This window comes from Massilia sp. Masssp93, from assembly GCF_059491295.1.
This window is the reverse complement of record NZ_CP168502.1, coordinates 367,956-380,407: the sequence shown is the minus strand read 5'-3', so window position 1 is coordinate 380,407 and position 12,452 is coordinate 367,956. Positions and strand designations below refer to the sequence as shown.

11 protein-coding genes are annotated in these 12,452 nt (G+C 66.9%); 9 read left to right on the top strand and 2 right to left on the bottom strand.

Annotated features, from left to right (window positions below; all coding sequences use genetic code 11):
- Window positions 1-151: 151 nt before the first annotated feature.
- The 4 genes from ACEN9Q_RS01800 to ACEN9Q_RS01785 all read left to right on the top strand — a co-directional run bounded on the left by ACEN9Q_RS01800 (window position 152) and on the right by ACEN9Q_RS01785 (window position 5,587).
- Window positions 152-994 carry a slipin family protein gene (locus tag ACEN9Q_RS01800; protein WP_495628907.1) on the top strand — a complete coding sequence of 281 codons (843 nt, stop codon included), beginning with the start codon at window positions 152-154 and terminating at the stop codon, window positions 992-994.
- Window positions 995-1,053: 59 nt separating this feature from the next.
- On the top strand, window positions 1,054-2,361 hold the full coding sequence (locus ACEN9Q_RS01795) for an HlyC/CorC family transporter (protein ID WP_056449683.1): 1,308 nt from the start codon (window positions 1,054-1,056) through the stop codon (window positions 2,359-2,361).
- A gap of 247 nt (window positions 2,362-2,608) precedes the next feature.
- A complete protein-coding gene (gene pilB, locus ACEN9Q_RS01790; protein WP_495627152.1) occupies window positions 2,609-4,339 on the top strand; it encodes a type IV-A pilus assembly ATPase PilB in 1,731 nt (576 codons plus the stop codon).
- A gap of 9 nt (window positions 4,340-4,348) precedes the next feature.
- Window positions 4,349-5,587 (top strand): type II secretion system F family protein, encoded by a 1,239-nt coding sequence (locus ACEN9Q_RS01785; protein ID WP_056449678.1) that lies wholly within the window; start codon window positions 4,349-4,351, stop codon window positions 5,585-5,587.
- Window positions 5,588-5,911: 324 nt separating this feature from the next.
- Here the strand turns inward: ACEN9Q_RS01785 and ACEN9Q_RS01780 are convergent, their stop codons facing one another.
- The gene (locus ACEN9Q_RS01780; RefSeq protein ID WP_495627151.1) at window positions 5,912-6,820 is read right to left on the bottom strand and encodes a LysR family transcriptional regulator; all 909 of its coding nucleotides are present in this window, start codon (window positions 6,818-6,820) and stop codon (window positions 5,912-5,914) included.
- 99 nt (window positions 6,821-6,919) lie between these two features.
- On the opposite strand from ACEN9Q_RS01780, the gene ACEN9Q_RS01775 reads away from it, so the two are divergent.
- From ACEN9Q_RS01775 to ACEN9Q_RS01765, 3 genes are all read left to right on the top strand, one after another.
- Window positions 6,920-8,185: an SGNH/GDSL hydrolase family protein gene (locus tag ACEN9Q_RS01775; protein WP_495627150.1), complete on the top strand. Its 1,266-nt coding sequence runs from the start codon at window positions 6,920-6,922 to the stop codon at window positions 8,183-8,185.
- A 38-nt stretch (window positions 8,186-8,223) separates the two neighbouring features.
- On the top strand, window positions 8,224-9,048 hold the full coding sequence (locus ACEN9Q_RS01770; RefSeq protein ID WP_495627149.1) for an AraC family transcriptional regulator: 825 nt from the start codon (window positions 8,224-8,226) through the stop codon (window positions 9,046-9,048).
- Between the two features lie 78 nt (window positions 9,049-9,126).
- Complete coding sequence (locus tag ACEN9Q_RS01765; RefSeq protein WP_495627148.1) at window positions 9,127-10,002, top strand: DMT family transporter; 876 nt, start codon at window positions 9,127-9,129, stop codon at window positions 10,000-10,002.
- 9 nt (window positions 10,003-10,011) lie between these two features.
- On the opposite strand, the gene ACEN9Q_RS01760 is transcribed toward ACEN9Q_RS01765, so the two are convergent.
- Window positions 10,012-10,347, bottom strand: a complete 336-nt coding sequence (locus ACEN9Q_RS01760; protein ID WP_495627147.1) for a hypothetical protein — start codon at window positions 10,345-10,347, stop codon at window positions 10,012-10,014.
- A gap of 156 nt (window positions 10,348-10,503) precedes the next feature.
- On the opposite strand from ACEN9Q_RS01760, the gene ACEN9Q_RS01755 reads away from it, so the two are divergent.
- The gene (locus tag ACEN9Q_RS01755; RefSeq protein WP_267874983.1) at window positions 10,504-10,635 is read left to right on the top strand and encodes a hypothetical protein; all 132 of its coding nucleotides are present in this window, start codon (window positions 10,504-10,506) and stop codon (window positions 10,633-10,635) included.
- Between the two features lie 10 nt (window positions 10,636-10,645).
- The gene (locus ACEN9Q_RS01750) at window positions 10,646-12,394 is read left to right on the top strand and encodes an ArnT family glycosyltransferase (protein WP_495627146.1); all 1,749 of its coding nucleotides are present in this window, start codon (window positions 10,646-10,648) and stop codon (window positions 12,392-12,394) included.
- Window positions 12,395-12,452: the final 58 nt, after the last annotated feature.

The window sequence follows — 12,452 nt, the reverse complement described above, 5'->3', positions numbered from 1 at the left end:
ACTCAACAGGAGGGCAATGATCTTGATTAAAAGCAAAAAAATTCCCGTAGCCTGACGCGCATTCTCGACCGTATCGATCCGGGACGGGCAAGCGCGCACCTTGCCCGAATTCGGCGTATGCTTGGATGATCAAGCGCCGGCCATCGCCATCATGAATCCGGTCACATCATTCCTGGTCTCCGTCAGCCTCGCCGTTGGCGCAGTCCTCACCTACTGGGTCAATCCACTGCTCGGATTGCCGTTCCTGGTCCTTGCCGCGATTATTGCGTTCTCGCTGAAGATGGCGAATACGTGGGAAAAATTCGTCATCCTGAGGCTGGGTAAACTCCACAGCGTCAGGGGCGCCGGCCTGTTCGCCATCGTTCCCATCATCGATAACGTGGTTGCCGTCATCGACGGGCGCATCCAGACCACCGCCTTCAACGCCGAACAGGCGTTGACCAAGGACACCGTCCCGGTCAACGTCGACGCCATCATTTTCTGGCACGTGCACGATGCCGAGAAAGCCGCGCTGGCGATCACGAATTACCGCGAGGCGATCGACCGGGTGGCCCAGACGTCGCTGCGGGAAATGATCGGCCTGTCGATGCTGACGGCGCTGCTGTCCGAGCGCAAGGAGGCGGACGCGCAGTTGAAGGAATCGATCGGCCGGAAGACGGCGCCGTGGGGGATCTCCGTCGGTTCGGTGGAAATCCGCGACGTCGCTATTCCCGTCGTGCTGCAGGACGCCATGTCGCGCCAGGCCCAGGCCGAACGCGAGAAGCAGGCGCGGGTCATCCTCGGCTCCGCCGAAGCCGCCATCGCCGGGAAGTTCGTGGAAGCGGCCGACATGTACGCCGGCCATCCGGCCGCCCTGCAGTTGCGGGCGATGAACATCATCTATGAAACGACGAAGGAGCGCGGCGCGACCATCCTGATCCCCAGTTCGATGGTCGACAGCCTGAACCCGTCGACCGCGCCTGTCTGGCCAAACTTGCAAGCCCCCTCCCCTTGACTTAGAATCGGCCTCTGCGCTGGCCTCGCCAGTTTCCCGACGATTCTTGACGGTGATCCTTGGAAACCGTACCACTTTGGGTGCTCATTCTCGCACTCGCCCTCCTGATCCTTTGCTCGGCCTTCTTCGCGATGGCGGAAACCGCCCTGATGGCGGCGAATAAATATCGCCTGCGCCATCTTGCGAAACGGGGCCACCGCGGCGCCATCACCACGTTGTGGCTGCTGGACCGCACGGACAAGCTGCTGTCCCTCGTGCTCATCGCCAATACGCTGATCAATGCGATGGCGACGGCGCTCGTCACCGCGATCGCGATCCTGTTCTTCGGCCACGCCGAAAGCGTGATCACGGTCGCCACGGCCGTCGTCGCATTCCTGCTGATCGTGTTCGCGGAGATCTCGCCCAAGATCATCGGCGCCACCTACCCGGAACGCATCTCGCTCGGCTCGAGCTATGTGCTGCGGCCACTGATGAAGGTGGCCAAGCCGGCCATCTGGTTCGTCAACCTGTTCGTGAAAGGCCTGTTGCGCCTGCTGCACATCCGCACCGCGGGCGTCGGCCATGCGGATGCCCAGCAGCGCCTGTCGCCGGAAGAGTTGCGCTCCGTCGTGCTGGAAGCGGGCAGTTATATCCCGCAAAAGCACAAGAGCATCCTGCTGAACCTGTTCGACCTCGAAAAGATATCCGTCGAAGACATCATGACACCGCGCCCCCAGATCGAGGCGCTGAACCTTGCGCTGCCCGTCGAGGACATCAAGGCCGAGCTGACCACGTGCTACCACAACAAGCTGCCCGTGTACGAAGGCGAGATCAACCGCATCGTTGGCATCCTGCACGTGCGCAAGGCCGTCGCGCTGCTGAACGAGGAAGACGACCTCACGATCGAGCACTTCCGCGAACTGTTGACGGAGCCCTATTTCATCCCGCAAGACACGGGCGTCTTCACGCAGCTCCAGTATTTCCAGGAAAACAAGGAGCGCCTCGGCATCATCGTCGACGAATACGGCGAGGTGCAGGGTCTCGTCACGCTCGAAGACATCATCGAGGAAATGATCGGCGACTTCACGACGTCCACACCGGGCGCCGCGCGCAGCGATGCGATGGCGTGGAATGCCCAGGGCGAAGTCCTGCTCGAAGGCACGACGCCGCTGCGCGACATCAATAAAAAGCTGGGTCTCGACCTGCCCCTCGACGGCCCCAAGACCGTCAACGGCCTGCTGCTGGAACAGTTGCAGGAAATCCCGGAATTCCCCATCGCCCTCAAGATCGGTCAGTGTGTGATCGAAGTCGTGCAAGTGCAGAATCAGGCCATCAAGGTCGTGAAACTGTTGCGGCCGGTCGCGGTCAAACGCTGGCTGGCAGCCTGATCGGGCTTGGCCGGCCGAGCGCCGCCGGCCACGATCCGGCGGTTTGCCCACGTCCTTGCACGAGGAATAACGATGTTGTTCACCCGACATTGCCTAGGTCGCACATACCATTTCGTCCACGTGGTATGCACGCATCTTTCCCCACGACAAAGTCTTGACCGATTAGATGCCTACGGGCATCATCGAGACCATCCGCCGGGGCCGTCCGTCCTGCCCGGCTTCTTGTCGTCCTTCCGACCCTGATCATATGGCAGCAGTCCTCCCCAACACCACCCCTGGCACTGCGTTGCCCGGGCTGGCGCGTGCCCTCGTGCAGGCGGGACGCTTGACGCTGCCCCAGGCGGACACGCTGCAAAAGAAGGCGTCGGCCGACAAGGCCGGTTTCATCGACACCCTGCTGGGTGCCGGCGCCGTCGACGCGCGTTCCCTGGCCGCCTTTTGCGCCGAAACCTTCGGCTATCCCCTCCTCGATCTCGCCACCTTCAGTCTCGAGTCGCTGCCCGTCAACGCCATCGACGCCAAGCTGATGCAGGCCCAGCGCGTCGTCGCGCTGGCACGGCGCGGCAACAAGATGTCGGTGGCACTGTCGGACCCGACGAATACCCAGGCCTTAGACCAGATCAAGTTCCAGAGCGAATCGACGGTCGAGCCGGTGATCGTCGCCCACGACGCCCTGCTGGCCCTGCTGGCGAATCTCTCCAAGAGCGCCGAGCAGGACTTGAGCGAGCTGGTCGGCGACGAAGGCGAGATCGAGTTCGCCGAGGACGAGCCGCAGCAGACGCAGGCATCGGAAGCGGCCGCCGCCGAGGTCGAGGACGCGCCCATCGTGCGCTTCCTGAACAAGGTCCTGATGGACGCGATCACGCTGGGCGCGTCCGACATCCACTTCGAGCCCTACGAAAAGCAGTACCGCATCCGCCTGCGCGTGGACGGCGTGCTGCGCGACCACCTGGCGCCGCCGCTGTCGATCCGCGACAAGCTCGTCTCGCGCATCAAGGTGCTGGCCAAGCTCGACATCTCGGAAAAGCGCGTGCCGCAGGACGGCCGCATGCGCCTCGTGCTGTCGCCCACGAAGACGATCGACTTCCGCGTCAGCACGCTGCCGACCCTGTTCGGCGAAAAGACGGTCATGCGTATCCTGGACGCGACGCAGGCCCAGATGGGCATCGACGCGCTCGGCTACGACCCCGACCAGAAGGCCATCCTGATCGATGCGATCACGCGCCCGTACGGCATGGTGCTCGTGACGGGCCCGACGGGGTCCGGCAAGACCGTGTCGCTGTACAGCTGCCTGAACCTGCTGAACAAGCCTGGCATCAATATCTCGACGGCGGAAGACCCGGCCGAGATCAACTTGCCGGGCGTGAACCAGGTCAACGTCAACGAAAAGGCGGGCCTGACCTTCCCCATCGCGCTGAAAGCCTTCCTGCGCCAGGACCCGGACATCATCATGGTCGGCGAGATCCGCGACCTGGAAACGGCCGACATCGCGATCAAGGCCGCGCAGACGGGTCACATGGTCTTTTCCACCCTGCACACGAACGATGCGCCGTCGACGCTGACGCGCCTGATGAACATGGGGGTGGCGCCGTTCAACATCGCGTCGTCCGTCATCCTGATCACCGCCCAGCGCCTCGCGCGCCGCCTGTGCACGTGCAAGCAGCCGCTCGACATCGGACGCGACACGTTGAAGGCGGCGGGCTTCCGCGACGGCGACCTGGACGGCGACTGGAAACCCTACGGCCCCGTCGGCTGCGAGCGCTGCCTCGGCTCCGGTTACAAGGGCCGCGTGGGCATCTACCAGCTCATGCCGATCTCGCCGGCGATCGAAGCCCTGATCCTGGGCCACGGCAACGCGATGCAGATTGCCGCCCAGGCCGAGGCGGACGGCGTGAACTCGCTGCGCCGGTCCGGCCTCATGAAGGTCAGGCAGGGCCTCACCAGTCTCGAGGAAGTGCTCGGCTGCACGAACGAATAAGGATTCAACATGGCAACGACATCCGTCCCGGCACGCCGCGGCGCAAGCGCGCAAGTCAAGGAACACATCTTCGCCTGGGAAGGCAAGGACAAGACCGGCAAGACCGTGCGCGGCGAAATGCGCGCCGGCGGCGAGACCATCGTGAACGTGACCTTGCGCCGCCAGGGCATCATGGTCACCAAGGTCAAGAAGAAGGCTTATCGCAGCGGCAAGAAGATCCAGGACAAGGACCTGACCCTGTTCACGCGCCAGCTGGCCACGATGATGAAGGCCGGCGTGCCGCTGCTGCAATCGTTTGACATCGTCGGCAAGGGCCACGCGAACCCGTCCATGTCGAAGCTGATCATGGACCTGCGCGCCGACATCGAGACGGGCACCAGCCTGAACAACGCCTTCCGCAAATACCCGCTGTACTTCGACCCGCTGTTCTGCAACCTGGTCGGCGCCGGCGAGCAGGCGGGTATCCTGGAAGACCTGTTGACCCGCCTCGCGATCTACAAGGAAAAGACGCTCGCGCTGAAGAGCAAGATCAAGGGTGCGCTGATGTACCCGTGCGCGATCATGGCGATCGCCTTCATCGTCACGGCCGTGATCATGATCTGGGTGGTGCCGGCGTTCAAATCCGTGTTCTCCAGCTTCGGCGCGAACCTGCCGGCGCCGACGCTGATCGTGATGGGCATCTCCGACTTCGTCGTGCAATGGTGGTACATCATCTTCGGCTCGATCTTCGGCGCCCTGTACTTCTTCTTCCAGTCCTGGCGCCGGTCGCTCAAGATGCAGCAGTTCATGGACCGCGTGCTGCTGCGCCTCCCCATCTTCGGCGAAGTAATACGCAAGGCCACGATCGCCCGCTGGACCCGCACGCTGGCGACGATGTTCGCGGCCGGCGTCCCGCTCGTCGAAGCGCTGGACTCGGTCGGCGGCGCGTCCGGCAACAACGTCTACCTGGACGCGACGAAAAAGATCCAGACGGAAGTCAGCACGGGCACGAGCCTGACGGCCGCGATGCAGAACGCCAATGTCTTCCCGAATATGGTCACGCAAATGGTCGCCATCGGCGAAGAATCCGGCGCGCTGGACGGCATGCTCGGCAAGGTGGCGGACTTCTACGAGGAAGAAGTGGACGAGGCCGTCAAGGCGCTGTCGTCGCTGATGGAGCCCCTGATCATGGTCGTGCTGGGCGTGCTGATCGGTGGTCTGGTCATCGCGATGTATTTGCCGATCTTCAAGCTGGGCTCGGTGGTGTAACGGAGGGGCGAGCAACTGAACGCCGGTGCGCCAAGGATTGCTCCCATTGTGAGCTACCGCACTGTGCTACAAGGCAATGGCTGATAAGTTGAGAACGAATGTTCACAACTTATCGGTAAATCTCATGCCCTCTTGCCCCGAATGCGGTTCCACCTACATACGCCGGATCGCGCGTACGCCCCTGATGCGCATCCTGTGGAGCAGCGAGCACATCCTGTGCAGCGACTGCGGGGAACGCTCGCTGGTGTTTCCAAAACTCAGGAAGTTCGTCACGAGAAGCCGGACGCCGGTCCGGCAGGCACGCATCAAGCCGAACAGCCCGCTTCATCCCTGACGCCGCTCGAACCCCGCCAACCCATCGAACTGCGCGACGGCGAAGTCGATGAACAGCCTGGTCCGCAGCGGCTGAAACTGCCGCGACGGATACAGCAGGTATAAATCCTGCGCCCGCGCCGACCACCCGTCCAGCACCCGCACCAGTTCTCCGCTGTCCAGCAAATCGCGGACCAGCCAGTCCGGACACACGCCGATCCCGCTGCCCAGCACCAGCGCCTCGCGTATCGCCAGCGCATTGTTCACACGGAAGCGGCTCGACACCGGCAGCCGCGCCTGTTCGTCGCCGCGGAACAAGTCCACCGTATTGCCCGGCGTCCAGGCAAAGCGCACGAAGTCGTGCGCGGATAACGCGTCCGGGACAACCGGCACGCCGCGCCGCGCGAGATACGTCGGCGCCGCCACCAAAAAGCGCGGCACCGTCGCCAGGTGCCGGCCGATCGCCTCCGGCGGCAAGGCGCCGCCCAGCCTGAACGCGACGTCGACGGCTTCCTCGACGAGGTCGACGAAGCGGTCGTTCAGGATCAGCTCGACGTCGATGGCGGGGTGGTTGGCCATGAATTGCTGCACCATCGCGTTGATGCGGAACTGGCCCAGCGCGACGGGCGCGTTGATCCGCAACAGTCCCGCCGCCTGCCCCGTCATGCCCTGGACGGCGCCCACGGCCGCGTCGAATTGCTCGATCACCCGTCGGGCGTCGGCGTGGAAACGCTGGCCCTGCTCGGTCGGCGACAGGCCGCGCGTGCTGCGCTCGAACAGGCGCACGCGCAATTGCCGCTCCAGCTGGGCCAGCCATTTGCTGACGGTGGGCTGCGTCGTGCCGAATTCGCGCGCTGCCGCCGAGAGGCTGCCCAGTTCCAGGGTGCGCACGAAGACGCGCATCGCGTGCAGGGTGTCCATCGTATTTATTCCATATTGGAATGAGTGTTCCAAGATCCTACCATCTTCTTCGCCGTTCCAGAATGACCTATCGTGAGCGCTCATCCAAAGGAGCTCACCATGACCCGACACAAGCCGCTCGCGGCACTCACCCTCGCCCTGGCATTCGAATCGCAACCCGCGCTGGCGGGCGACCACTGGCTCACGTCGTGGTACGCGGCGCCGCAACCCGCCTGGGACAGCAGTTTCACACTGCCGATGAACGTCCCGGCCCGCCTCGACGACGCCACCCTGCGCGAAACCGTCCGCCTCAGCGCCGGCGGACAACGCATCCGGCTCGTGTTCTCGAACCGGTTCGGCCGCGAGCCGGTCAAACTCGGCGCCGTGCGCGTCGGGCCGGCCGACGACGCAACCAACAGCCGGACGCTGACGTTTTCCGGCCAGCCGGGCGTCGCCATCGCGCCGGGCGCCACGGTGACGAGCGATCCCGTCGCCATGCCCGTGCGGCCGCTGTCCCGGCTGGCCGTGACGACCCGGCTACCCGCATCCACGCCCATCGCCAGCTTTCACTGGGGGGCGCAGCAGACTGTGCAAGTCACCATGGGCGGCGTCACCAGCCGCTTCGGAGGACGCCTGTTCCTGAACGCAGTCATGGTCGAGGCGGCAACGCCAGGCCGCACCGTCGTCGCCGTCGGCGATTCGATCACGGACGGCAACGGGTCGACGCCGGATGCGGATCGCCGCTGGCCCGACCTTCTCGCGGAACGGCTGGCACAGCACGGCATCGCCGTCGCCAATGCGGGTATCTCGGGCGGCAGGCTGGCGCGCGACGGCATGGGGCAGAGCGCCGTCGTCCGCTTCGGGCGCGACGTGCTCGGCCAGCCCGGCGTGTCGGACGTGATCGTTTTACTCGGCATTAACGACATCGGCTGGCCGGGCAGCCCGTTCGCACCAGGCGAGCGCGCCGCCACGCTGGATGAGCTCACGGCCGCCTACAAGCAACTGGTCGCAGCGGCCCACGTGCGCGGCGTGCGCGTGACGGCGGGCACGCTGCCGCCGTTCGAGGGCGCCCTCGCCGGCACGCCGTACGCCGGCCACTACAGTCCTGAAAAGGACCGCCTGCGCCAGCAACTGAACCAGTGGATCCGCACGGCCGGCGCGTTCGATGCCGTCGTCGACTTCGATGCCGTCCTGCGCGACCCGTCCAACCCGCGCCGCCTGCGGGCTGCGTTCGATTCGGGCGATCATTTGCATCCGGGCGACGCAGGCTATCGGGCGATGGCCGCGGCCATCGATATCCATCGCCCATCGGCCACCGCCACAGGCAGCCTGATGGCGGGACATGTACGGCCCGCCGCCTTGCCTCGGCGGCAACTTCGCCCTTAAACTCGGCGTTCCGCCCATCCGCGTCGACGAGGAACGCCATGCCCAGGTCCGGAAAGCCTGCCGATTTCACGATCATCCGTTCCGCGCTGCCGGGCGTGGATGCCGTGGAAGCGCGCAGCGATCATGTGTTCGCCCGACACAGCCATGAACAGTTCGGCGTCGGCATCATGCTGGCCGGCGGCCAGACCTCGAGCAGCGGGCGCGGCCAGGTAGAGGCACTGGCGGGCGACATCATCACCGTGAACCTGGGCGAAGTGCACGATGGCGCCCCTCTCGGCGGCGCGCCCCGGGCATGGCGCATGCTGTACCTCCCTCAGCCGCTCGCCAGTGCCACGGCAGCCGACCTGAGCGAAGGCGCCAGCCATGAGTACGCTTTCCATGACCCGGTTGCCCGCCATGCGGCGCTGGCCGCCTGTTTTCACCGCCTCTACGCGGCCGTCACCGCGCGCGGCGGCGGCGACTCGGCAAGCCTGTTGCGCGAGCAGTTGCTGCTGGAACTACTGCACGGCCTGCGAGACGATGGCGCGCGATCGCGGCGGACGCCGGCCACGGCCGCGATCGCGCATGCGCGGGCCATGATCGACGATGCGCCCGCTACCGCATGGCGTCTCGCCGACCTGGCCGGCGTCTGCGGGCTCAGCCGCTTTCAACTCGTGCGCCAGTTCGCCGGCGCGACCGGGCTGACGCCCCATGCCTACCTGATCCAGCGCCGCATCGATGCGGCGCGCGCCCTGCTCGCGCGCGGCGCGGCGCTGGCGGACGCCGCGGCGGCCAGCGGCTTCGCCGACCAGAGCCACATGACGCGCATCTTCATCCGCACCTACGGCGTCACGCCCGGCACCTACGCGGCGGCACTGGCGTAACACCGCCCGCAATTTCGTTCAATACCGGCGCCGCGCCGGCGGCTATCGTGCGTTCCCTGTCACCGAAAGGAGAACGTCGTGTCCGATAAAACCCTTGGCTATGTGTACCTGGCGCTGGCCATGCTGCTCGTCGGCAGCACCGTCGTGGCCAGCAAGATCGCCGCCGGCGCCCTGCCACCGTTCACGGCCACGGCCCTGCGTTTCGCGCTCGCCCTGCCCTGTTTTCTCGTGCTGTTGCGCGTGACCGGCACGCCCGTGCCGCGCCCCGGCAGGCGCGACGGGGCGATCCTCGTCCTGCAGGGACTGGCCGGCACCGCCGGGTACACGGCGCTGCTGATGGCGGGGTTGCGCGCCACGTCGGCGGCCGACGCCGGCGTCATCCTCGGCACGCTGCCTGTCGTCGCGACCGTCGTCGCCATGGCCCTGCTCGGCGAACGGCCGCGGCCCATGCTGCTCGCCACCATCGCGCTGGCGAGCGCCGGGCTGTTCGTGCTGCATCGGCAACCGGCCGGCAGCGCGGCCGGTTCGATGTCCGGCAATACGCTCGTGTTCGGCGCCGTGCTGTGCGAAGCCTGCTTCATCCTGCTCAACAAGCGCTTGCGCGTCGCCGTGCCGCCCCTCGCCCTGTCGACGCTGATGAGCGCCATCGGCCTGGCGGCCTCCCTGCCGTTCGCCCTGGCGGAAGCGGCGTGGACCGCCCCTGTCGCGTCGTCCGCCCTGCTCGCCGTCGGCTATTACGCGCTGTTGCCGACCGTCGGCGGCTTCCTGCTCTGGTACGCGGGGACGGCCCGGGTCGGCGCGACGGAAGCGGCGCTGTTCACGGCGCTGGCACCGGTCGCCGCGCTGCTGCTCGCCGCCCTGCTGCTGGGCGAGCCGGTGGGATGGCGGCAACTGGCCGGCATCGCATTCGTCCTTGCGGCGGTGGGTGCGCTGGCCTTCGCCAATGAGCGATGAGGGTAGGTTTTATTTCGCGCAGGCCTTGCCGCCCACGCCGTGGTAGCCCTTCGCCTTGGCGTCGGCTTCCGTCAGGTATTCGCCCTTTTTGGTCTTGCCGTAGTACTTGTCGCCTGCGCAGTGGTAGACCTTGCTGGAGCTGTTCGCCCAGACCTTGCCCGCGCCGCCGCCGGGCGCCTGTTCCTTTGCTGCCGGCGCCGTCTTCGACGACTTCGCGGCGGCGGGAGCGCCGTGGCTCGCGGCATGTGGCGCCGCATCCGGTGCGAGCGGATTCGGCACGGTCGTCTGGGCAAATGCCGCGGCTGCCGTCAATGCGCCGAGCAGGAATACGAGATGTCTTTTCATGGTTTCTCCAAAGGATTTGCGAACGTCGTCCTCCACGGACGAGCCGCATCATATTCCCACACGCCATGGCAACACGAAAAAATGACCAAACCGTAACGTGTGCGCGCCTGGCGCAGAGCTATCATTTGCAAGCGTTGTACATACATGGGAACGGTCATGGAACAGCCGCAGTCGTTCCTGGACGAACAGGCGGGCCGCCGGTTACTGCCGCATGCGCCGAACGATGGGGTGCCGCCGCAACACCCGGGCGCCATCCTGCGCGCCGTGCGCCGTCGTGCGCCGCGGTAGGAACGCCGCCATGTCCAGCACACCGCCCGACCTCGACGACATCGGCCCGTTGCTGCGTACCGGCACGGCACCGGCGCGCCCCGCGTCCGCGCCGGACCTCGCGCGCCGCTTCGTGCTCGGCACCCGCACCTGGACCTTCGTCGTCCTGCTCGGCCTGTACGTCCTGCCCGGACTCGTCGGCCATGAACCGTGGAAACAGGACGAGACGTATATCGCGGACATCGTGAGCACTATGCTGGCGACCGGCGACGCGGTCGTGCCCAGGATGGCGGGCGAGGCGTTCATGGAAAAGCCGCCGCTGTTCTACTGGGTCGCGGGCGCGCTCGCGACGTTGACGTCGCCCGTGCTGCCGCTGGCCGACGGCGCGCGCCTGGCCACCGGCGCGTTCGTCCTGCTGGCCTGCGCGGCCATGGCGCAGTGCGGCCGGCGCTGGGCCGATGCGCAGTTCGGGCGCACCACCGTATTCGTGCTGCTCGCCTGCTTCGGGATGGCCGCGTTTTCGCACCTGATGCTGACCGACACGGCGCTGCTCGCCGGGATCGCCATCGGCATGGCGGGCCTGCCGCGCTGGCGCACGCGGCCCGGCGCCAGCGGCCTGCAGGTCGGCACCGGCGTCGGCATCGGCTTCCTCGCCAAGGGCCTGCTCGCGCCCGGCGTGTTCGGCCTCGCCGCCGTGCTGCTGCCGCTGTGCTTTGCGCGCTGGCGCGCGCGCGCCTATGCGCGCACGGTGCTCGTCGCGCTGCTGGCCGCGCTGCCGTGGCTCACCTTATGGCCGGCCGCGCTCTGGCTGCGTTCGCCGCACCTGTTCCACGACTGGCTCTGGACGAACAACATCGGCCGCTTCGTGGGGTTTTCCGTGCCGGTGCTGGGCGCGGCGCACGATCCCGGGTTCTGGGCGAAGAACCTGTGGTGGATCACGTTCCCGGCCGCGCCGCTCGCCCTGCTCGCACTGTGGCGCGGACGGGGCGCGTGGCGCACGGACGAGCGCATGCAGTCGGCCGCCGTGTTCGCCGCGGTCGTCTTCGGCGTGCTGGTCGCCGCGGCCTCCGCCCGCGACGGCTACGCGCTGCCCCTGCTGCCGCCGCTGGCGCTGCTCGGCGCGCGCTGCGCGCTCACGCTCGCGCCGCGCGTGGAGTTCGCGTGGTGCGTGGGCGCGCGCGTGCTGTTCGGGGGCATCGCCGCCGCGCTCTGGCTCGCGTGGGCGTATATCGTGCTGACGCACGATCCGCTGCGGCTGCACGCGCTCGCCGAGCTGCTGCCGCAGCATCCCGACCGGCACGTGGACGTTGCGGCGCTCGCCTGCGCGCTGGCCGCGACGGCGGGCGCGGCCTGGCTCATGGCGTTTTACCCACGGCGCCAGGCGGCGTTACAGACGTGGGTGACCGGGATCGCGCTGTGCTGGCTGCTCGCGGCGGCGCTGTTCATGCCGTGGGCCGACGACGTGAAATCCTATCGCGAAGTTTTCGGTTCGCTCCAGCCCGCGCTCGGCCCCGGCTGCGTGGCGAGCTACGGCGTCGCCGAAAGCGAGCGCGCCATGCTGCGCTACTACGACGGCATCGTCACGGAACGGCTCGAGACGCAGGCGTCATCCGCCTGCACGCAGATCCTGCTGGAGAATCCGGAAGGCCGGCTGCCGCACTGCAGCGACGCGGGATCGTGGCAACCGGCCTGGGACGGCGCCCGCCCGGCCGACGGCCACGAACATTTCTGGCTGTTCCGGCGCGCGCCCGGCGCGGCCAGGTGCACGGACCGCGACTAATGCGGGGCGATGGCCGGGGTCGGCGGCCACCCGTGGCGGCGACGCGTCATGACGCTGC

What these genes read in the sequence shown, in the direction of transcription:
- ACEN9Q_RS01800 (WP_495628907.1), top strand. Translation starts at nt 152, where the DNA reads ATGAATCCGGTCACATCATTCCTGGTCTCCGTCAGCCTCGCCGTTGGC.
- pilB (WP_495627152.1), top strand. Translation starts at nt 2,609, where the DNA reads ATGGCAGCAGTCCTCCCCAACACCACCCCTGGCACTGCGTTGCCCGGG.
- ACEN9Q_RS01785 (WP_056449678.1), top strand. Translation starts at nt 4,349, where the DNA reads ATGGCAACGACATCCGTCCCGGCACGCCGCGGCGCAAGCGCGCAAGTC.
- ACEN9Q_RS01780 (WP_495627151.1), bottom strand. Translation starts at nt 6,820, where the DNA reads ATGGACACCCTGCACGCGATGCGCGTCTTCGTGCGCACCCTGGAACTG.
- ACEN9Q_RS01775 (WP_495627150.1), top strand. Translation starts at nt 6,920, where the DNA reads ATGACCCGACACAAGCCGCTCGCGGCACTCACCCTCGCCCTGGCATTC.
- ACEN9Q_RS01770 (WP_495627149.1), top strand. Translation starts at nt 8,224, where the DNA reads ATGCCCAGGTCCGGAAAGCCTGCCGATTTCACGATCATCCGTTCCGCG.
- ACEN9Q_RS01760 (WP_495627147.1), bottom strand. Translation starts at nt 10,347, where the DNA reads ATGAAAAGACATCTCGTATTCCTGCTCGGCGCATTGACGGCAGCCGCG.
- ACEN9Q_RS01755 (WP_267874983.1), top strand. Translation starts at nt 10,504, where the DNA reads ATGGAACAGCCGCAGTCGTTCCTGGACGAACAGGCGGGCCGCCGGTTA.
- ACEN9Q_RS01750 (WP_495627146.1), top strand. Translation starts at nt 10,646, where the DNA reads ATGTCCAGCACACCGCCCGACCTCGACGACATCGGCCCGTTGCTGCGT.